This is a genomic window from Variovorax sp. TLI9-5A (genome assembly GCF_056867935.1).
This window is the reverse complement of the sequence record NZ_CP200310.1, coordinates 4,536,979-4,556,840: the sequence shown is the minus strand read 5'-3', so window position 1 is coordinate 4,556,840 and position 19,862 is coordinate 4,536,979. Positions and strand designations below refer to the sequence as shown.

General features: G+C 68.7%; 15 protein-coding genes. 2 read left to right on the top strand and 13 right to left on the bottom strand.

Features of this window, described 5'->3' with window-relative positions:
- Positions 1 to 54 precede the first annotated feature (54 nt).
- The 12 genes from AC1VNX_RS21590 to nirB all read right to left on the bottom strand — a co-directional run bounded on the left by AC1VNX_RS21590 (position 55) and on the right by nirB (position 15,250).
- Complete coding sequence (locus AC1VNX_RS21590) at positions 55 to 1,284, bottom strand: BaiN/RdsA family NAD(P)/FAD-dependent oxidoreductase (RefSeq protein WP_483159256.1); 1,230 nt, start codon at positions 1,282 to 1,284, stop codon at positions 55 to 57.
- Positions 1,281 to 2,069, bottom strand: a complete 789-nt coding sequence (locus tag AC1VNX_RS21585; RefSeq protein WP_483159255.1) for a YaeF family permuted papain-like enzyme — start codon at positions 2,067 to 2,069, stop codon at positions 1,281 to 1,283. Before AC1VNX_RS21585 ends, AC1VNX_RS21590 begins: the two co-directional genes overlap by 4 nt.
- Entirely contained in the window at positions 2,069 to 3,199 is a 1,131-nt protein-coding gene (locus AC1VNX_RS21580) for a sterol desaturase family protein (protein ID WP_483159253.1), read from the bottom strand. The genes AC1VNX_RS21585 and AC1VNX_RS21580 overlap by 1 nt, the downstream gene beginning before the upstream one ends.
- Before the next feature lie 64 nt (positions 3,200 to 3,263).
- A complete protein-coding gene (locus AC1VNX_RS21575; protein ID WP_483159251.1) occupies positions 3,264 to 4,154 on the bottom strand; it encodes an ABC transporter permease in 891 nt (296 codons plus the stop codon).
- A 1-nt stretch (position 4,155) separates the two neighbouring features.
- Positions 4,156 to 5,073 (bottom strand): ABC transporter permease, encoded by a 918-nt coding sequence (locus AC1VNX_RS21570; protein ID WP_483159249.1) that lies wholly within the window; start codon positions 5,071 to 5,073, stop codon positions 4,156 to 4,158.
- Between the two features lie 16 nt (positions 5,074 to 5,089).
- Positions 5,090 to 6,355, bottom strand: coding sequence for an ABC transporter substrate-binding protein (locus AC1VNX_RS21565; RefSeq protein WP_483159247.1), 1,266 nt, complete (start codon positions 6,353 to 6,355; stop codon positions 5,090 to 5,092).
- A 76-nt stretch (positions 6,356 to 6,431) separates the two neighbouring features.
- The gene (locus AC1VNX_RS21560) at positions 6,432 to 7,559 is read right to left on the bottom strand and encodes an ABC transporter ATP-binding protein (RefSeq protein WP_483159245.1); all 1,128 of its coding nucleotides are present in this window, start codon (positions 7,557 to 7,559) and stop codon (positions 6,432 to 6,434) included.
- 86 nt (positions 7,560 to 7,645) lie between these two features.
- Entirely contained in the window at positions 7,646 to 8,455 is an 810-nt protein-coding gene (gene cobA / locus AC1VNX_RS21555; RefSeq protein WP_483159243.1) for a uroporphyrinogen-III C-methyltransferase, read from the bottom strand.
- Positions 8,452 to 9,363: a DNA-binding protein YbiB gene (gene ybiB, locus AC1VNX_RS21550; protein ID WP_483159241.1), complete on the bottom strand. Its 912-nt coding sequence runs from the start codon at positions 9,361 to 9,363 to the stop codon at positions 8,452 to 8,454. Before ybiB ends, cobA begins: the two co-directional genes overlap by 4 nt.
- 196 nt (positions 9,364 to 9,559) lie before the next feature.
- Positions 9,560 to 12,355, bottom strand: a complete 2,796-nt coding sequence (locus AC1VNX_RS21545) for a nitrate reductase (RefSeq protein WP_483159239.1) — start codon at positions 12,353 to 12,355, stop codon at positions 9,560 to 9,562.
- A 4-nt stretch (positions 12,356 to 12,359) separates the two neighbouring features.
- Positions 12,360 to 12,758, bottom strand: a complete 399-nt coding sequence (nirD, locus tag AC1VNX_RS21540; RefSeq protein WP_126018258.1) for a nitrite reductase small subunit NirD — start codon at positions 12,756 to 12,758, stop codon at positions 12,360 to 12,362.
- 29 nt (positions 12,759 to 12,787) lie between these two features.
- Positions 12,788 to 15,250 carry a nitrite reductase large subunit NirB gene (gene nirB, locus AC1VNX_RS21535; RefSeq protein WP_483159236.1) on the bottom strand — a complete coding sequence of 821 codons (2,463 nt, stop codon included), beginning with the start codon at positions 15,248 to 15,250 and terminating at the stop codon, positions 12,788 to 12,790.
- 64 nt (positions 15,251 to 15,314) lie between these two features.
- On the opposite strand from nirB, the gene AC1VNX_RS21530 reads away from it, so the two are divergent.
- Positions 15,315 to 17,036 carry a bifunctional protein-serine/threonine kinase/phosphatase gene (locus tag AC1VNX_RS21530; protein WP_483159234.1) on the top strand — a complete coding sequence of 574 codons (1,722 nt, stop codon included), beginning with the start codon at positions 15,315 to 15,317 and terminating at the stop codon, positions 17,034 to 17,036.
- A gap of 20 nt (positions 17,037 to 17,056) precedes the next feature.
- Here AC1VNX_RS21530 and AC1VNX_RS21525 read toward each other — a convergent pair whose 3' ends face one another.
- Complete coding sequence (locus AC1VNX_RS21525; RefSeq protein WP_483159232.1) at positions 17,057 to 18,316, bottom strand: MFS transporter; 1,260 nt, start codon at positions 18,314 to 18,316, stop codon at positions 17,057 to 17,059.
- A gap of 266 nt (positions 18,317 to 18,582) precedes the next feature.
- Between AC1VNX_RS21525 and AC1VNX_RS21520 the strand changes: the two genes are divergently transcribed.
- Complete coding sequence (locus AC1VNX_RS21520; RefSeq protein WP_483159230.1) at positions 18,583 to 19,860, top strand: ANTAR domain-containing response regulator; 1,278 nt, start codon at positions 18,583 to 18,585, stop codon at positions 19,858 to 19,860.
- Positions 19,861 to 19,862 lie beyond the last annotated feature (2 nt).

Here is a 19,862-nt window from a genome sequence, read left to right as displayed (position 1 = left end):
CACCTGAGGCCCGGCAAAGCCGGTTCCTCGGTGTCTCTGAAGGGGGCGAGAAGGTCAGAGGGCCTGGGCGCACGCATGGGCGCTCGCCCAGGCCCACTGGAAGTTGTAGCCGCCGAGCCAGCCCGTCACGTCGACCACCTCGCCGATGAAATACAGGCCCGGCTGCTTCGATTCCATGGTCTGGGACGACAGGTCGCGCGTGTCGACTCCGCCGGCCGTGACTTCGGCTTTTTTGTAACCTTCCGTGCCGCTGGGGACGATCTGCCAGCGGGCGATGCGCTCCGACAGCGCAGCCAGCGCCTTGTCGGCCGCCTCGTTCACCGGCCGCTGCAGGGCAGGATCCTGCCCGACCCAGGCGTCGGCGAGGCGGGAGGGCACCAGCGCGGCCAGCTCGTTGGCGATGCGTTTCTTCGACCGCAGCTTTGCCTCGCCCAGCGCTTCGGCCACGTTCACGCCGGGCGCGAAATCGAGCGTCAGCGGCGCGCCGGGCTTCCAGTAACTCGAAATCTGCAGCACCGCCGGGCCCGACAGGCCCCGGTGGGTGAAGAGCAGGTCTTCGAGGAAGGCCGTCTTTTCCTTCTTCACGCCGGTCTCGATGCGCACCGGCAGCGCCAGCCCGGCCAGTTCGGCATATGGCGCCCAGGCGTCGCCGCCGAAGGTCAGTGGCACCAGCGCGGGTCGGGGTGCGACCATGCGCAGGCCGAACTGCTCGGCGATGCGGTAGCCGAAGTCGCTGGCGCCGATCTGGGGAATCGACAGGCCGCCGGTGGCGACCACGATCTTCGGCGTCTCGACCGGCCCCCGGCTGCTCTCGATTCGATAGCTGCCGGTGCCCGTCCCGTCGGCATTGCCGTCGGAAAATGTGATCTCGCCGATCCTGCACGGCTGCCACCGCTCGACCCTGCCTTCCGCACACTCTGCCAGCAGCATGTCGACGATCTGCTGCGAGGAGCCATCGCAGAAAAGCTGCCCCTTGTGCTTCTCGTGGAAGGCGATCCCGTGCTTGCGCACCAGCTCGATGAACTGCTGCGGCGCATAGCGCGACAGCGCCGAGCGGCAGAAATTCGGGTTGTCGCCGATGAAGTGGCGCTGCGGCGCGCGCACGTCGAGGTCGCGGTTGGTGAAGTTGGCGCGTCCGCCACCCGAGATGCGGATCTTCTCGCCCACCTTCTCGCTGTGATCCACCAGCAGCACCTTGAGCCCGCGCTGGCCCGCCACGCCGGCGCAGAAGAGCCCCGCGGCCCCGGCGCCGATCACGACGACGTCGAACTCCGCCGCGCTCAAGGGCCATCGGCCGCGAGCAGCGGCGGCGGGTTGTACTTCAGGTGGCCCACGTAGCGCAGCGGCTGCGTGGCGGCGATGGAGGGCACGTCGCCCTCGCGCATGTGCAGCAGGTCGGCCGGGCTCACCCAGCGCGGGTCGGCGTTGGTGATCGGTTGGCCGGCCTGCCTGTAGGCCTCCAGCACGAACTGCGAGCAGAAGAACTGGTCGTCGCGGCTCGCACCCAGCTGCACCATGGCCATGCCGCTCATGCAGTAGTGGCTCACGGCAGTGGGCATCAGCGGCAGCTCGCACAGGCGCCGGTTCAGCACGAAGGGCGCGTTCAGCAGCACGCCGACGGTGTTGTAGCTGGTGCCGACCCGCGACAGAGCCCATTCGCGCATGCGCGCGGCGCTGGCGTCGTCCACGCCCGGCACGCGGAAGGCCACGACCATCTGTTCCTCGTCGACCACTTCCGCGAGCGGCCGTGCGCGCACGCCCGTGCCCACGGCCTCGGCGATCTGGCCATCGCCCAGGTACAGCACCGCGTGGCTCACCGGTGAGAAGGTGCCCAGCCGGATGCCGAAGGAATTCACCGTGGCGATGGAAGTCAGCAGGATGTCGCCCGGCGCCAGCGCGTCGGCGGCGATGAGCTCGCCGCCGTTGCCCGGCGCGATGACCGAGCTCTGCACGCGCAGGCGCAGCCCGTTGTCCTTGGTCGGCATGTCGAGCCGCGTGGCGCAGGCCGAGAGCAGCAGGGCGGCGCCCGCCGCAACGATGGCCGCGGCGGTACGGAAAGCGATGCGCATCAGCCCTTCCAGACGAACGGGAACTTCAGCTGCTTGAAGAAGCCGTTGGGCACGTAGTCGCCAAGCACGCCGTACTTCTCGGGCCAGAGCTTGGTGCTCTTCACGGCGGTGCCGAAGATGTAGTCGAGGAAGGCGTAGTGCGCCGCGTAGTTCTTGTCCAGCGCTTCCTGGTCCTGGCTGTGGTGCCAGTGGTGGAAGTTGGGTGTCACGATCAGGTAGCGCAGCGGGCCCAGCCGCACGCTCACGTTGCAGTGGTTGAACACCGCCTGGAAGCCCACCACCACGATGTAGGCGTCGATCACGTCCTTGCTGAAACCCAGCACGTAGATCGGCGCCAGCACCAGCGTGCGGGTGATCAGCAGTTCCAGGATGTGCTGGCGCGAGCCCGCCATCCAGTCCATGCTCTTCACGCTGTGGTGCACCGCGTGCAGGCGCCACAGCACCGGCACCTCGTGGTACGCGCGGTGCGTCCAGTACTGCACCAGGTCGGCCACCAGGATGATCAGCAGTAGCCCCGCCCAGAAGGGCAGGTTGCTCACCCAGCCCCGGATGCCGTCGTTGGCGGCCCAGCCGAAGAGCTTGTGCACCATCAGGTTGGTGGCCAGCAGCACGAAGCCCACGATCATGTGGTTCACCACGAAATGGTGGAAGTCGGTCTGCCACTCCTCGCGGAACACCGGCTGGTCCTTGCGCAGCGCGAACAGCTTCTCGATGAAGATGAAGATCAGCGACGAGCCCAGCAGGTCGAGGATGAACCAGTCGAGCCCGATGTAGGGCGTGTTGTCCGCGAAGTCGTGCACCGGCACCTTGTGCCCGCCCAGCAGCGCCGAAGCCGCCACCAGCAGGAACGCGGCCGAAGAAAGCCAGCGCGAGCGGTTGAAGATGATGTTGACCAGCGAGAGCCCGCCCGAGACGACCAGCGCCACCAGCAGGATCATGCGCATCACGTCGACGTTGTAGCTCTTTCGCAACTCCGGCGTCGTGAGGTACTGCGGGAAGTGGAATGCCAGCACGCCCAGGAAGCACAGGATGGCCAGGCTCAGCGCGATGGTGCCGGTGACCAGGCCCCGACCACGGCGCAGCTCGCCATGGTTGTGGGTGAATTCGTTGAGTTTGTCGATGTCCAGCATGCCCCGCCTCTCTCTTCTTGCGCTTTTGTGGGTGCGCGATTTTAGAGGGGCGGCGGGGAAATGCTCACCCCCTGCGCACGGAGCGCCGACGCAGCAACGCTCCCGCGCCCAGCGCCACCGCCATCACCAGCAGCGACACCACCGTCGTCACCGTCCCCAGCGCATAGATCGACGGCGTGGTCACCGTCGAGGTCAGCCCCTGCAGTTCGAGCGGCAGTGTGTTCACGTCGCCGATGGCCTGGGAGGTGCGGGCGATCTCGTCCCACGACAGCGTGAAGCCGAACATGCCTATGCCCACGATCGACGGGCCGATCAGCGGCAGCACCACGAAGCGGAAGGTCTGCCAAGGCGTGGCGCCGAGGTCGCGGGCGGCTTCCTCGTAGGCTGGGTTGAAGCGGTTGAACACCGCGAACATGATGAGCAGCCCGAAGGGCAGCGTCCACGTCAGGTGCGCGCCGAGCGCGGAGCTGAAGAGGCCCAGCGCGGTGCCGTAGCCTTCGAGCAGCGTGGTGGCGTCCATGGCCGTCAGCACGCTCTTGATGCCGGTGTCGATCAGCCGGAACTGCAGGCCGATGCCCAGCGAGATGATGATCGACGGCATGATGAGGCTGGCGACCGTCACGAAGAAGAGGGCGTTGCTGCCCGCGAGCTTCTTGCGGAACGCGAGCCCGGCGAGCACCGAGAGCACCACGGTGAAGGCCATCACCACCGCGCCCAGCGCCAGTGAGCGCCTGAAGGCCGCGCCGATGTCGACCGTGCCCAGCCCTTCGGCGAGCTTGTGGAACCAGTGCAGCGACAGCCCGCGCAGCGGAAAGGTCAGCCCGCCCTCGGGCCCCTGGAAGCTCAGCACGAAGATAGTGATCATCGGGCCGTACAGGAACAGCACGAAGAGCCCGAACACGGTGGCCAGCGGCCAGAAGCCTGGGGCGCGCTGGGCGCCGATGGGTGTCTGCATCTCAGAGCTCCTTGCGGATGTCGACCATCCGGGTCAGGCCCCAGATGATCATGAGCACCACGGCCAGAAGGATCATGGCGTTGGCCGCCGCCAGAGGGAACTGCAGGTACGAGGTCTGCACCTGGATGATCTTGCCGATGGAGGCGATCTGCTGCCCGCCCATCACGCCGATGGTGACGAAGTCGCCCATGACGATGGTGATGACGAAGATCGAGCCGATCAGGATGCCGGTGCGCGACAGCGGCACCACCACGTTCCACAGCGTCTGCCAGCCCGAGGCGCCGGCGTCGCTGGCCGCTTCGAGCAGCGAGCGGTCGATGCGCATCATGCTGTTGAAGATCGGCACGATCATGAACATCGTGTACAGGTGCACGAAGGCCAGCACCACCGAGAAGTCGGAGAACAGCAGCCACTCGACGGGCTGGTTCACGAGGCCCATGCCCATCAGCGCCTGGTTGACCAGCCCGTTGCGCCCCAGCAGCGGCACCCACGAGATCATGCGGATCACGTTGGAAGTCCAGAAGGGTACCGTGCACAGCACGAACAGCACCGTCTGCATGGTCGAGGAGCGCACGTGGAAGGCCAGGAAGTACGCAACCGAAAAGCCGATCACCAGCGTGATGCCCCACACCAGCAGGCAGAACTTGAAAGTGCTCAGGTAGGTGTTGAGCGTGACGCAGAGGTCGCCGTTGTCGGTGAGCCGCGAGCAGCCCTCGAACAGGCTCAGGTAGTTGCGCAGCGTGACGGCCGGTATCAGCTCGTACTCGTTGAAATTCCACAGGCTGACCATCGCGACCAGCGCCAGCGGAATCAGGAAGAACAGCAGGAACACCAGCGCGAACGGCGCCGCCTGCCACCACGCCTTGACGGAATGGAGAGGCGTGGTGGCGACGGACGCGCTGGTCGAGGGAGCGCTCACAGGCTCAGGCCGGAGGTCAGGCCGCGACGAACTCGTTCCACTTGCGGACCATGTACTCGTTCTCGTCCATCACCGCGTTCCAGCACGCGATGCCGCCCATGCGCTGCTCGTAGCTGCCGCCGTCGCGCACCGCGCCGGCCTTGGCGATCACGTCGCCCTGCGGGCTCTTGATGTCCTGGGCGGCGGGCTTGCCTTCCATCCAGTAGGCCCACTCGTAGGCTTCCATCTTGGTCTTGGCGGTGTCGAGCACGGCGCTGTAGTAGCCCTGGCGGTTGAGGTAGGCGCCTGCCCAGCCGTCGAGGAACCAGTTGATGAACTCGTAGGCGCCGTCGAGCTTCTTGCCCGAGAGCGTGGCCGGCAGGCCGAAGCCCGAGGCCCAGGCGCGATAGCCTTCCTTGAGCGGCTGGAAGGTGCAGTCGATGCCCTTGCTGCGCACGGCCGTGACCGCGGGCGACCACATCGACTGGATCACCACCTCGCCCGAGGCCATCAGGTTCACCGACTCGTTGAAGTCCTTCCACAGCGCGCGGAACTGGCCGGCCTTCTTGGCCTCGATCAGGGCCTTGATCGTCAGGTCGATCTCGGCCTTGGTCATGTTGCCCTTGTCGGCGTACTTGTGCAGGCCCTTGGCCTCCACCACCATCGCGGCGTCCATGATGCCGATCGAGGGAATGTTCAGGATCGCGGCCTTGCCCTTGAACTCGGGGTTCAGCAGCTCGGCCCACGAGCCGATGGGGCGCTTGATGAGGTCGGGGCGGATACCCAGCGTGTCGGCGTTGTAGGTGGTCGGAATGAGCGACATGTACTGCGTGGCCGACTTGGCGAAGGCCTTGCTCTTCTCGCCTTCGAGGTAGATCACCTTGATGGGCGCCGTGCCCTGGCTGCCGACCTTCTTGCCCGCCACTTCGCCCTTGGTGAACAGCGACGTGATCTTGTCGGCGTTCTTCACTCGCTTGGTGTCGATGCCCTTGAGGTTGCCGGTGGGCACGATCTTCTTGAGCGAGAAGAACTCGGTGTCGATCAGGTCGAAGCTGTTGGGCGCGGTGACGGCGCGCTTGGTCACGTCGTCGGTGGTCACGGCCACGTACTGGATCTCGATGCCGGTGTCGGCCTTGAATTTCTCGGCGATCGCCTTGTCCTGGTTCACCGCGGTGCCGAGGTAGCGCAGCACGATCTTCTCCTGCGCATGCACGAAGGGTGCGATGCCCGTGGCAAGAATGCCGGCGGTGCCTTGCAGCAGGGCGCGGCGCTTGACGCCTTTGTTGTCGATGGAATCGGTCATGGGCTGGGTCTCCATTGAAGAAAAAGGAAAGTGAAGGGAACGAACGCGGAGAAAAAAAGCTGGACGGCGTGGGCGCTCAGAAGGGAACGGCGAGCACGGCCGTGTCGTCTTTCCGGCTCGCTTCGGCGCTGCCGGGTACCGGCGGTCGCTCGCCCGGCGGCTTGACGCCGGGACCGAGCACGCGCGCGTCGGCTTCGGCCCACGAAAGGTGCACCGCCTCGCCGTGCGCATAGGGGCGCGCGAGGAAAGCGGCTTCGCTCAGCAGCACCGAGATGCCCTGGGGCGCGGCCGCTCCGGTGGCGGCGCCGCCGAGCGCCAGCCCGAGCAGGACGTAGGTGCCCTGGTACTCGACGTCGGTGACGGTGGCTGCCAGAGCGCCATCCGTCGCCGCCTGCGTGGCGGCTGCGATCCGCATGCGGTCGTTGCGTACCGCGATCGGCCCGGCGGGAGTGTCGAACACGTTGTGCCCGCCCATGAAGCGCGCCACGAACTCGCTCGCCGGATGGTTGTAGACCGTGTGCGGCGAGCCGACCTGCTCGATCACGCCATGGTTCATGACCACCATGGTGTCGGCCAGCGCCATCGCCTCCTCCTGCGAGTGCGTGACGTGGATGAAGGTCAGGCCCAGCTCCTTCTGCCAGCGCCGCAGCTCGGCGCGCATCTGGATGCGCAGGAAAGGGTCGAGGGCCGAGAGCGGTTCGTCGAGTAGCAGCACGCGCGGCTCGGTGATGAGCGCGCGCGCCAGCGCCACGCGCTGCTGCTGGCCGCCCGAGAGTTCGCCGGGCTTGCGTTCGGCCAGGTGGCCCATCGCCACGCGCTCCAGCAGTTCGTTGGCGCGCCGGTGGCGCTCGGCCTTGCCGACGCCCTTCATCTTGAGGCTGAAGGCGACGTTGTCGGTGGCCGAGAGGTGGGGAAAGAGCGCGAAGCTCTGGAACATCATCGCCGTGCCGCGCGCTGCGGCGGGCAGGTTCGTGATGTTGCGGTTGTCCAGCAGGATGTCGCCGCTGCTGACCGACTCGTGCCCCGCGATCATGCGCAGGGTGGTGCTCTTGCCGCAGCCCGAGGGGCCGAGCAGGCAGCAGTAGCTGCCGCTGGCGATGCGCAGGTCGATCCGGTCGACGGCGGCTGGCGTACCTGGGGCGTAGCGCTTGGTGAGGGCGACGATCTCGACGGCGGCGGATTCAGGCGTGGCGACGGCATTCATTGCCCATCGCTGAGCACGATCCATGCCACGTTGTGGTGCGCGGCGCCCGTGCCGCTTGCATCTGCCTCGCCCTCGTCAGGTGCGGTTCAGGTGCCGAACTTGTCCGCGCCCACCGGCAGGGCCGCCGCCGCCAGTCCGCGCAGCACGTCGCCCACCACGATCACCGCCGGGCTAGCGATACCCGCTTCGGCGATGCCGTGCTGCAGCCTGCCCAGCGTTGTCGCGATGTGCTTCTGTTGCGGCAGGCTTGCATGCTGGATGACCGCCACCGGCGTGTCGGCCGGCAGGCCTTGCAGCAGCTCGCGCTCGATGTGCGCCGCGCCCGACACGCCCATGTAGATCACCAGCGTGAGCCGTGCGTTGTACGCGGTCGCGGCCAGCGCGCGCCAGTCGGTCGGGTCTTCGGCCGCGCCGGCGCCGGTCTTGGCGTGGCCGGTGACGAACACCACGCCCTGTGCATGGTCGCGGTGCGTGAGCGGCACGCCCAGCGTCGTCACGGCTGCGAGGCCAGCGGTGATGCCGTTGACCACCGTGCATTCGATGCCGGCCTCGCGCAGGTGCTCCACCTCCTCGCCGCCGCGGCCGAAGATGAACGGGTCGCCGCCCTTGAGGCGTACCACCGTCTCGCCCTCGCGCACGGCGGTGATCATCAGCCGCTCGATGAAGGCCTGCGGCGTGCTCTTGCAGCCGCCGCGCTTGCCCACGTGCACGATACGCGCGCCGGGGCGGGCGTAGGCCTGCACGATCTGGTCGTTCACGAGGTCGTCGACCAGCAGCACCGTGGCCGCCTGGATCGCCTTCACGGCCTTGATGGTCAGCAGCTCCGGGTCTCCGGGGCCTGCGCCCACCAGCGTGCAGCGGCCGGCGATGAGGGAGGTGGGGTTGTCGTTGTTCATGCGTGGGATGCCAATGCCAGTTGCGTGATGTGCCTGACCTGCGTCGCGATGGCCTCCGGCACGGGAAGCTCGCCGGCCAGCACGCGGCGCGTGTAGTCGGCGGTGGTGGCGACGTCGATTTCCTTCGGCAGCCCCGGCACCTCCGAGGCGGTGCCGGCCTGCTGCGACTGCAGCTCGGTGCGCGCGCCGCGCACGAAGCCGTCGATCTGCGCGGTGCGGCGCGGGTCCGACACCACCTCGCCTTCGAGGCCGCGCGAAAGCAGGGCGGTCGTGCCCATGAGCTCGAAGGTCTCGGCCATGACGCGGGCGTATTCGGGGTGCGTGTAGCTGGCCACCACCACGCTCGGGCCGGCGGTGGGCTGCATCAGCTTCACCACGCTGTGGCCGGGGTTGCGCAGGCCGACCACGCGGCGCACGTCGAGCAGGCGCTTGAGCGCGGGGTTCAGCAGCTCGGTGGAGGCAAAGGCCGCTTCTCCGTTGGCGACGGGGCGGATGGCCGTCATCGGCGCATGGCCCAGGGCCGCGAGCACGTTCGAGGCCAGCACGCGCGATGTTTCGCTGGCGCTGCCGTGCACCAGCACCGGCAGGCCTTCGCGCGCCAGCAGCAGCGCCAGCAGCGGCGTGAGCACCGGCAGCTTGCGCGCGCCGTTGTAGCTGGGCAGCACGACCAGCGGGCGCTCGCCGGCGGGAATCAGGGCCAGCCGCGCATGGGTGGCATCGAGGAAACCGGCCATCTCCTCGGGCGTCTCGCCCTTGATGCGCATGGCCAGGCAGAAGCCGCCGATCTCCAGGTCGGTCACGGTGCCGTCCAGCACCTGGCCGAACAGGTCGGTGGCCTGTTCGCGCGTGAGCGGCCTGGCGCCTCGCGCGCCGCGGCCGATTTCCTTGATGTATTGGCTGATTCCCATGGGTAGGCGGATTGTCCTGCAACGCTTATGCCGGAATGTGAGTCGGCTTATGCATCGGGTGTCTTGTCCCCTCTCCCGCTTGCGGGAGAGGGTTAGGGTGAGGGCGGCGGCCTTGCAACATCGCGCGGACGTCATCGCCGTTCACCCTCACCCCAACCCTCTCCCCGAGGGGAGAGGGAGCAATGCAGATGGCGCATCACGACAGCGCCTCCGCCTCGGCCGGCGTCGCTCGCACCATGCGCTTGAGCTCCGGAATGCACGAGCCGCAGTTGGTGCCGCACTTCAGCGCCCCCTGCAGCCTGGCCAGCCGCTCGTCCGGCGTGCCTGCGCAGCGCGCCAGCTCGGCCTGGATGGCCGCGTCCGCCACGTTGAAACAGGTGCACACCGTCTTGCCGCGCGACTGCACCGCCACCGGCGCCTTCGAGCCCGGCGACAGCAGCAGGCGGCCGTAGCTCTGGGCCGGCAGCTCCTCGCGCAGCAGGGTGGCGATCCACGCTTCGGCGCTGGTGTCGCCGCCCAGCAGGAAGGCTTCGAGGCCCGCGCTGCCGTCGGCCCGGCGCACCAGCCGCGCCGAGCGGCGCTGGCCCCGGCGGCGGTCGGCATAGCGCAGGGTGTCGGGCGTCTGCAGGCCGAGCAGGGTCTCGATCTTTTCGACCAGCGCGTCGTCGGGCGCATCGTGCGCGGCGGCGCGAAAGAGCAGCCCGCTGCGTTCGCTTCCCTGCACGTTGCCGGAAAACGGCACGCAGGTTGCAAAAGGAAAGAGCGCCATCATCGGCTGCAGCGCGCGGTGCGCCGCCAGTGCCTCGCCGTCGGGAAGCCATGCCATCGCCAGCAGCGACCAGGGCAGCTCGGCCTTGAGGATCTTCACCGCCGCGTGCTTCAGCTCCGGCTGCTTCGAAGTGGGGCAGAAGGCCGGCGTGGTGAGCGCGTTGATGCCCGCCAGCCGCGTGCCGCCCGACGAGCAGCCGCTGAGGTATTCCTCGCCCCAGTGCATGGCGACGAAGGCCTGGCTCAGTCCCACCTCGGCGCTGGCGCGCGCGGGCAGCATGATCGAGCCGCGCTTCGACGTCAGGTGCACCAGGTCGCCTTCGCCGATCTGGCGGCGCGCCATGTCCTGCGCGTTCATCTGCACCACCGGCTCGGGCACGTGGCCGAACAGGCGCCCGGCCGTGCCGGTGCGGCTCATGCCGTGCCACTGGTCGCGCAGGCGGCCGGTGTTCAGCGAGAAGGGGTAGCGGGCCTCGCGCGCCTCGGCCACCGGCTTGTAGGCGGTGTCGACGAAGCGGGCGCGGCCGTCGGGCGTGGGGAACACGCCGTCTTCATACAGGCGCGTGCGGCCGGTGCTTTCGCCTTCCTTCAGCGGCCATTGCTGCGGGCCGGCGCTCTCCAGCATCGCGTAGCTCAGGCCGGTGATGTCCAGGTCGCGCCCGCGCGTGGATTCGCGGTGCTCGTTCCAGACCGATTCGGCCGTCTCGTACGGGAAGAGCGTGAACGCGCGGCCGATCAGCCGCTCGAGCCTGTGCGCGAAGGCCACCGCGATCGACCAGTCGTTGCGCGCCTCGCCCGGCGCGGCCACGGCCGGGCGCACGCGCGAGATGCGGCGCTCGCTGTTGGTCACGGTGCCTTCCTTCTCGCCCCAGGTGGTCGCTGGCAGCAGCAGGTCGGCGAAAGCGCAAGTGGCGGTGGTGGCGAAGGCTTCCTGCACCACCACGAACTCGGCTCGCTCCAGCGCGCGGCGCACGGTGGCCTGGTCGGGCATCGACTGCGCCGGGTTGGTGCAGGCGATCCACAGCGCGCGGATCTCGCCGTCGGCCGCCGCCTGGAACATCTCCACCGCCGTCTTGCCCGGCTTCTCGGGCACCGAGGGCACGCCCCACAGCGCGGCCACTTCGGCGCGGTGATCGGGGTTCGCCAGGTCGCGGTGCGCGCTCAGCAGGTTGGCGAGGCCGCCGACTTCGCGCCCGCCCATCGCATTGGGCTGGCCGGTCAGCGAGAACGGGCCGGCGCCGGCGCGGCCGATCTGGCCGGTGGCCAGGTGCAGGTTGATGAGCGCGGCGTTCTTCGCCGTGCCGCTGGAGGACTGGTTCAGGCCCTGGCAGTACAGGCTCAGCGTGGCGGGCGAGGTGGCGAAGAGCCGCGCGGCCTCGAGCAGGTCGTCCTTCGAGATGCCGCAGACCTGCGCCACCTTGTCGGGCGTGCACTCGCGCACCGTGGCCTTCAATGCGTCGAAGCCGCTGGTGTGCGCCGCGATGTACTTCGCGTCGGTCCAGCCCTCCCACAGCATCAGGTGCAGCATGCCGTTGAAGAGCATCACGTCGGTGCCGGGCTGGATGGGCAGGAACAGGTCGGCGATCTCGACCGTGTCGGTGCGGCGCGGGTCGGCCACCACGATCTTCAGCGCCGGGTTCGCCGCCTTCGCGTCCTCGATGCGGCGGAAAAGAATGGGGTGCGCCCAGGCCGTGTTGCTGCCCACGATGAAGAGGCACTGCGCGTGCTTCAGGTCGTCGTAGCAGGCCGGCGGCGCGTCGGCGCCCAGCGTCTGCTTGTAGCCGGCCACCGCGCTGCTCATGCACAAGCGCGAGTTGGTGTCGATGTTGTTGGTGCCGATCAGGCCCTTGGCCAGCTTGTTGAAGACGTAGTAGTCCTCGGTCAGCAGTTGGCCCGACACGTAGAAGCCGACCGCGTCGGGCCCGTGGTCGCGGATCACCTGCGCGAACCTGCCGGCGGCGTTGTCCAGCGCGGTGTCCCAGCTCACCGCCGTGGGGGCCTCGCCGCGCGCGAGGCGCTGCATGGGCTGCAGCAGCCGCGTCTGGCGCGTGACCGTGGCGCTGGCCGTGAGGTGCAGCGTCGAGCCCTTGGTGCACAGCCGCCCGAAGTTGGCGGGGTGCGCCGGGTCGCCGCGCACGCCGGTGATCTCGTCGCCGGTCGACTCGATGATCACGCCGCAGCCGACGCCGCAGTACGGGCAGGTGGACCGGGTCTCCCGCGTCATGGGTTTATTCCAGCGGAAGAACCGACAGCACCGCAAAAGGCTTCGGGCCTGCGACCGGGCGTTCCAGGTCGATGGCATGCGTCGCCAGTTCGGCCGCGTCCAGGTGCACGACGCCGTCTTCCACCTTCACGGCGAACTTCGGCGTGCAGCCCTCGTCGGGCGCCTTGGCGCAGCCGTCGTCCAGCCCGATGGCCCAGTTGTGCAGCGGGCAGGCCACGCTGGTGCCGAACACGATGCCCTGGCTCAGCGGGCCGCCCTTGTGCGGGCAGCGGTCGAGCAGCGCGAACACCTGGTCCTCGGAATTGCGGAACACGGCCACGTCCAGCCCGGCCGGCCGCGTCACGCGGCGCGCGCCGAGCACGGGGATGTCGTCGATGCGGCAGATGACTTTCCAGTCGCTCATGGTGGGCTCTTCTTTCTCTATGTTCGGTTTCAGGCGGCTGCGGTCAGCGGCGTGAACTGCCGCACGTCGACCGAGGCCTGCGCCGACTCGAACCACGGATCGGGCTCGCCGTCGAGCGCGAACTGCAGGCGTTCCCACAGCGCCTTGCGGCCCTCGGCGTCGTCGAGGATCTTCTTCTTCACGTAGTCCAGGCCCACGCGGCCGATGTAGTGCACCGTGCGCTCCAGGTACCAGCCTTCCTCGCGGTACAGCTGCAGGAAGGCGCCCGAATACTCCATCACCTCGGCGGCGGTCTTCACCTTCACCAGGAACTGCGCCACCTCGGTCTTGATGCCGCCGTTGCCGCCCACGTAGAGCTCCCAGCCCGAGTCGACACCGATCACGCCCACGTCCTTGATGCCGGCCTCGGCGCAGTTGCGCGGACAACCCGACACCGCCAGCTTGACCTTGTGCGGCGAGTACATGGCCCACAGCGCGCGCTCCAGGTCCTTGCCCATCTGCGTGCTGTCTTGCGTGCCGAATCGGCACCACTCGCTGCCCACGCAGGTCTTCACCGTGCGCAGCGACTTGGCGTAGGCGAAGCCGCTGGGCATGCCGATGTCCTTCCACACGCCTTCCAGGTCTTCCTTCTTCACGCCCAGCAGGTCGATGCGCTGGCCGCCCGTGACCTTGACGGTCGGAATCTTGTACTTGTCGGCCGCGTCGGCGATGCGGCGCAGCTCGTCGGGCGTGGTGTGGCCGCCCCACATACGCGGTATGACGGAGTAGGTGCCGTCCTTCTGGATGTTGGCGTGGCTGCGCTCGTTGATGAAGCGGCTCTGCGGATCGTCCTTCGCCTCCTTGGGCCAGGTGCTGATCAGGTAGTAGTTGATGGCCGGGCGGCAGGTGGCGCAGCCGTTGGGCGTGCGCCAGCCGAGGTTGCGATACACCTCGTCGTGCGTCAGGTAGTGCTCCTTGCGGATCGCGTCGCGCACGTCCTGGTGGCTCGCGTCGGTGCAGCCGCACACCGCCTTCTTCTTGGGCGTGGCCGAGTAGTCGCCGCCGGCGGTGAACATCAAAATCTGCTCGACCAGCCCGGTGCACGAGCCGCAGCTCGCGCTGGCCTTGGTGTGCTTCTTCACCTCGTCGAGCGTGAAGAGGCCCTTCTCCTTGATGGCCTTGCAGATGGTGCCCTTGGTCACGCCGTTGCAGCCGCACACTTCGGCGTCGTCGGGCATGCTCGCGGCCTTGTTGTGGCCCTCGTGGCCGGTGTCGCCGATGTTCGATTCGCCGAACATCAGCTTGTCGCGGATGTCGTGCACGCTGCGGCCGTCGCGCAGCAGCTTGAAGTACCAGCTGCCGTCCACCGTATCGCCGTAGAGGCAGGCGCCCACCAGCTTGTCGTCCTTGATGACCAGCTTCTTGTAGACGCCGCCGAAGGGGTCGCTCATGACGATTTCTTCGGTGCCTTCGCCGCCCATGAACTCGCCGGCCGAGAACAGGTCGATGCCCGTCACCTTCAGCTTGGTGGAGGTGAGCGAACCCAGGTAGCGGCCGATGCCGAACTGCGCCAGGTGGTTGGCCGCCACCTTGGCCTGCTCGAAGAGCGGCGCGACCAGGCCGTAGGCGATGCCGCGGTGCGCCGCGCACTCGCCCACCGAGTAGATGCGCGCGTCGGTCACGGTCTGCATGGTGTCGGTGACGACGATGCCGCGGTTGCAGTGCAGGCGCATCTTCTCGGCCAGCTCCACGTTGGGGCGGATGCCCACGGCCATCACCACCAGGTCGGCCGCCGCCTCGGTGCCGTCCTTGAAGCGGATGGCCTTCACGCGGCCGCTCTTGCCGTCATCCGCGTCGCCCACCAGTTCCTGCGTCTGCGCGCCCATCATGAACTTCAGGCCCCGGTCTTCCAGCGACTTCTGCAGCAGCTTGCCCGCCACGTCGTCGAGCTGGCGCTCCATGAGCCAGGGCATGACGTGCACCACCGTCACGTTCATGCCGCGCAGCATCAGGCCGTTGGCGGCCTCCAGGCCCAGCAGGCCGCCGCCGATGACCACCGCGTTCTTGTGCGTGCGCGCGGTCTCGATCATGTAGTCGGTGTCGGCGATGTCGCGGTAGGCGATCACGCCCTTCAGGTCCTTGCCGGGCACGGGCAGCATGAAAGGGTTGGAGCCGGTGCACATCAGCAGGCGGTCATAGGCGGCCTCGGTGACGCCACCTTCCGAATCCACGGCGCGCACGATGCGCTTGACCCGGTCGACCTCCACCACCTTCTTGCCGGCGTGCAGGGTGATGTTGTTCTCGGAGTACCACTCCCAGCTGTTGAGCACGATCTCGTCGATCGTCTGCTCGCCCGCGAGCACCGGCGACAGCAGGATGCGGTTGTAGTTGGGATGCGGCTCCGCGCCGAAGACGGTGATGTCGTACAGGTCGGGCGCGATCTTTAGCAGCTCTTCGAGCGTGCGCACGCCGGCCATGCCGTTGCCGACCATCACGAGTTTCATTTTCTTCATGGGGCTGGGCCTTTCAGGGAAATCAAGCAAAGGAGCGCCCGCGGCGCGCGTTCAGAATCGCGCCATGAGCTTTGAAGTGGACATCGGCTACAGCAGCCAGCGCGGACCGCGCGAGCTGAACGAAGACTTCGCCGGTGCAGTGCATGCGCCGCCGGGCGACGATGCCCGCGGCCTCATCGCAGCCATTGCCGATGGGGTGTCCAGCGGCGGGCACGGCCGCGAAGCGGCGCAGACCACGGTGATGGGCCTGCTGGCCGACTACTTCGCCACGCCCGCCACCTGGGAGCCGACCGCCGCGCTCGACCGCCTGATCGGCGCGCAGAACGGCTGGCTGGCCGACCACAACCGCCGGCGCCAGAGCAAGCAGGACGGCGGCACGGCGCTCACCACGCTCACCGCGCTGGTGCTGCACGGCCAGAGCTACACGCTGGCGCACGTGGGCGACACGCGCGCCTGGCGCGTGCGCGCCGGTGGCGGGCCGGCCGTGCCGCTCACGCAGGATCACGCCTTCGACCATCCCGACATGCGCAGCCGGCTCACGCGCGCCATCGGCCTTGACGACCAGGTGCGCGTCGACTACGCCCAGGGCGACGTGCGCGTGGGCGACTGCTTCGTGCTGAGCTCCGACGGCGTGCACGGTGTGCTCAAGCCGCAGCAGGTGGCCGCGCTGGCCCTGCAGGGCGACGCCGAAGCGGCCAGCGAGGCGCTGGTGCATGCGGCGCTCGACGCCGGCACGCGCGACAACGCGACCGCGCTGGTCATCCGCGTGACGGGCCTCGACGCGCGGCAACTCGACGACGAACTGGGCCACGGCCGCCGGCTCGCGCCGCCGCCCGCGCTGAAGGTGGGCGAGGTGCTCGACGGCTACGCCATCACCGCGCTGGTGGCCGACACCGGCGTGCACCTGCTGTACCAGGCCCGCCATCCGGCCACGCGCGAGCTGGTCGCGCTGAAGACGCTGCACCCCTCGCGCGCCGGCGATCCGCAGGAGCGCGCGATGCTGGCGCACGAGGCCTGGCTGGGGCTGCGCGTGGGCGGCAGCGGCAACAGCGGCTTCGTCCGCGTGCACGAGCGCGCCGAGAACGCGAGCGCGCTCTACATCGTGTTCGACTGGCACGGCGGGCGCACGCTGGAGCAGCTGCGCAAGGCGAACCCGCGCGGTGCCGTGCCCGAGGTGGTGGCTGCGGCCATCGAACTGAGCCGTGCGCTCGGCCGGCTGCACCGCCAGGGCGTGATCCACCGCGACATCAAGCCCGGCAACCTGCACCTGGGCGAGGACGGGCGTTGGCGCATCCTCGACCTGGGCGTGGCGCTGTCCGGCCGCGAGGGCGCGGCCCAGCGCGAGCTGCATGCGGGAACGCCCAGCTACATCAACCCCGAGCAGTGGGAGGAGGGCGGCACCGCCGACGCGGCCAGCGATCTGTTCGCTCTCGGCGTCACGCTCTACCAGTGGCTCACCGGCCATCTGCCCTACGGCGAGATCGAGCCCTACCAGGTGGCGCGCTACCGGCGCGATCCGGTCGCGCTCTCGCGCCTGCGACCCGACGTGCCCATCTGGCTCGACCATCTGGTGCGCAAGGCCGTCGCCCGCGATCCGCGCGAGCGCTTCGAAACTGCCGAGGAACTGCTGCTCGCGCTCGAACGCGGTGCATCCCGCCCCGTGAGCGCGCCCGCCGCCACGCCGCTGATCCGCCGCGACCCGCTCGCGCTCTACCAGCTGGCGCTGGGCGTGTCGGTGCTGTTCAACGTGCTGTTGATCGTGTGGCTGCTGTTCTTGCCACGTTGAGCGGAAGACGGCGGGACGTGTCATGAGCGTGCCGTCTTTCGAATGTGGGGGGCAGCTGCGTGCGGCATCGTGACGCGCGCACGGCCGCCCTTTTCGGCCCAGGTGCGCGTCCAGCGGATCTGCATCACGCGCATCACGCCCAGCATCACGAGCGAGAGCACCGCGAAGAACACGAAGCCCCAGATGTAGCTGCCCAGGTATTGCTTCGACAGGCCCATGGCGTTGGGCACGAGGCCACCGCCCAGCGCGCCGATCTCGCCGATCATCGAGCCGGCCACCGCGGTGCTCGCGGGCCAGCGCAGCGGCACCAGCTGGAACAGCGCGCCGTTGCCCGCGCCCAGCGCGGCGAAGCAGACGATCAGCACCAGCGTGGTGACGGCCAGCGAGCCTGAAGAGAAGCCCACCAGCACAAGGCTCACGGCCACCACCAGCAGCACCACCGTCAGCGTGTTCACGCCGCCCCAGCGGTCGGAGATCCAGCCGCCCGCGACGCGCACCGCCGCGCCCATGAAGGCCGCGAGCATGGTCAACTGGCCGGCCTGCACCTTGCTCACGCCGAACTGGTCGTAGTAGTAGGAGGGCAGGAAGGTCGTGAGGCCGATGAAGCCGCCGAAAGTCACGCCGTAGATCAGGCTGAACACCCAGCCGTCTTTTTCGAACAGGCAGGCGATGTGCTCGCGGAAGCTCGAATGAGCGTTCACGTCCGGCGGCTCCTTGGCGAACACCACCATCACGACCATCGGAATGAGGATGGCGACGGCGGCCACGCCGTACACCGCCTGCCAGCCCAGCCAGTTCGCCAGGGGCGGCGCCACCAGCACCGAGACCGCCGTGCCCACGTTGCCCGCGCCCACAAGGCCCATGGCCAGGCCCTTGTGCTGCGGCGGGAACCAGCCCGAGCCAAGCGACAGCGCCACGCCGAAGCTGGCGCCCGCGATGCCCAGCAGCACGCCCATGGCGAGCAGGTCGTTGAAGCTCTTGACGAAGAAGAAACCGAACAGCATCGCCACCGCGATCAGCGCCATTTCGACCAGCGTGGCCTTCTTGCGCCCGATGTACTGCGACAGGATGCCCAGCGGAAAGCGCATGAGCGCGCCCGCGATGATCGGCACCGACAGCATCAGGCCCTTCTGGGCGGGCGAGAGATTGAAGGTTTCGCCGATGAAGGGCGCCATGGCGCCGTTGAGCACCCAGATGCAGCAGGAGAACGAGAAGTACAGGAAGGCCGCGAACAGTGTCGGGCTGTGGCCTGATTGCAAGAAATTCCTGAAGCTGGACATGGCGTTCAAAGATGCGAAAAGCCGCGGCGCGACCCTGGAGAGGTCGTGTCGACGGACGGGGTTGGGGGCGGAGTGCTGGCAGCGGACGCTGTCAGCGTGGGGGTGTGCACGGCGTGTGAATTGCCGGGCCGGCTGCAGGAGCCTGCAGCCTCATCACCAAAGCGGTGCTTCGTTACACCGCGCTCCGTTTCATGCAAGAGGCGTGCCCGCGAGTTCGCGCGGGCGTGGCCTATGCTCGCGGTGCGTTCCCACACCGCTTCCCCAAGATGTCCCTTCTCGTTGTCCTGCCCGATGAACCTGCCGGCCTCGTGCTGCCCGAGGCGCTTGCGCGGGCATTGTCTGGCGCCGGTCTCGACGTGCTCGCCTGCGTGGATTGCGGCAGCTTCGCGCGGCAGGTCGAGGCGCTGGCCCCCCGGCAGGCCTTGATCTGCCTGCCTTTGCCCACGCCCGCGCTGCTCGACGAATTGCGCACGTGGGCCGGCCTGCCGCCGTGTGCGCTGAGCCTTGTCAGCGCGCCGTTGAGCGGTGCTCAGCATGAAGAACTGGTCGCACTCGGCGTGCACGCGTGGATGCAGGCCGATGCCGTCGATGCCGAATCGCTCGCCGCATTGACCGCCCGCGCCCAGTCGCGCTGGCAGCGCGAGGCCACTTTGCGCACCGAACTGGAGAGCCTGCGCACCCGCATGGACGAGCGCAAGTGGGTCGACCGCGCCAAGGGCCTGCTGATGTCCGCGCGCGGCATCGGCGAGGACGAAGCCTTCGGCCTGCTGCGCGGCGCTGCGATGCACGCCAACCTGCGTCTGGGCGAGGTGTCGCGCTCGGTCATCGAGGCGGCGCAGTGGGCGGACGCGATCAACCGCGCAGGGCAACTGCGCATGCTCTCGCAGCGGCTGGTGCGCGTGGCGGCGCAACTGCTGGGCGGTATCGACGCGCAGCGCGCGCGGCTGCTGCGCACGCAGTCCTCCGGGCGGGTGCAGCAGAACCTGGATCATCTGGCGGCCCTCGGACTCGATGCTGCCGGCGCCGAAGCGCTCGCGCAGGCGCAGGCCGCGTGGAGCGGCCTGGCCGATGCGCTCACGGCGAAGCCGACGGCGGCGGGGCTGGCCGACATCGACCGGCGCGCCGAGGTACTGCTGGGCGCCGCCGAGGCGCTCACCGAGGCACTGGAAACCTCGGGCGCACGGCGCGCGCTGCGCATCGTCAACATCTGCGGGCGGCAGCGCATGCGCGCGCAGCGGCTCGCGAAGGACGCGCTGCTGGCTGCTGCGCTGAAGGAGGAGGCGGCCGAGGCGCGGCTGGTGCCGACCATGGCCGAGTTCGAGGCCGCGCTGCTCGAACTGGAGCGCGCGCCGCTGAGCACCGCCGAGATCCGCGCCGCGCTGGCGAGCGCGCGCGACGAATGGCTGAGGCTGGTCGGTGGCGTGCAGGCGCTCGACAGCGCCGACGGCCGCGCCACGCTGGTGCGTTCCAGCGAGGCGCTGGTCGACACCTTCGAACGCCTCACGGCGTCGTACGAGCACAGCCTGCAAGTGATCATGTCCTGACG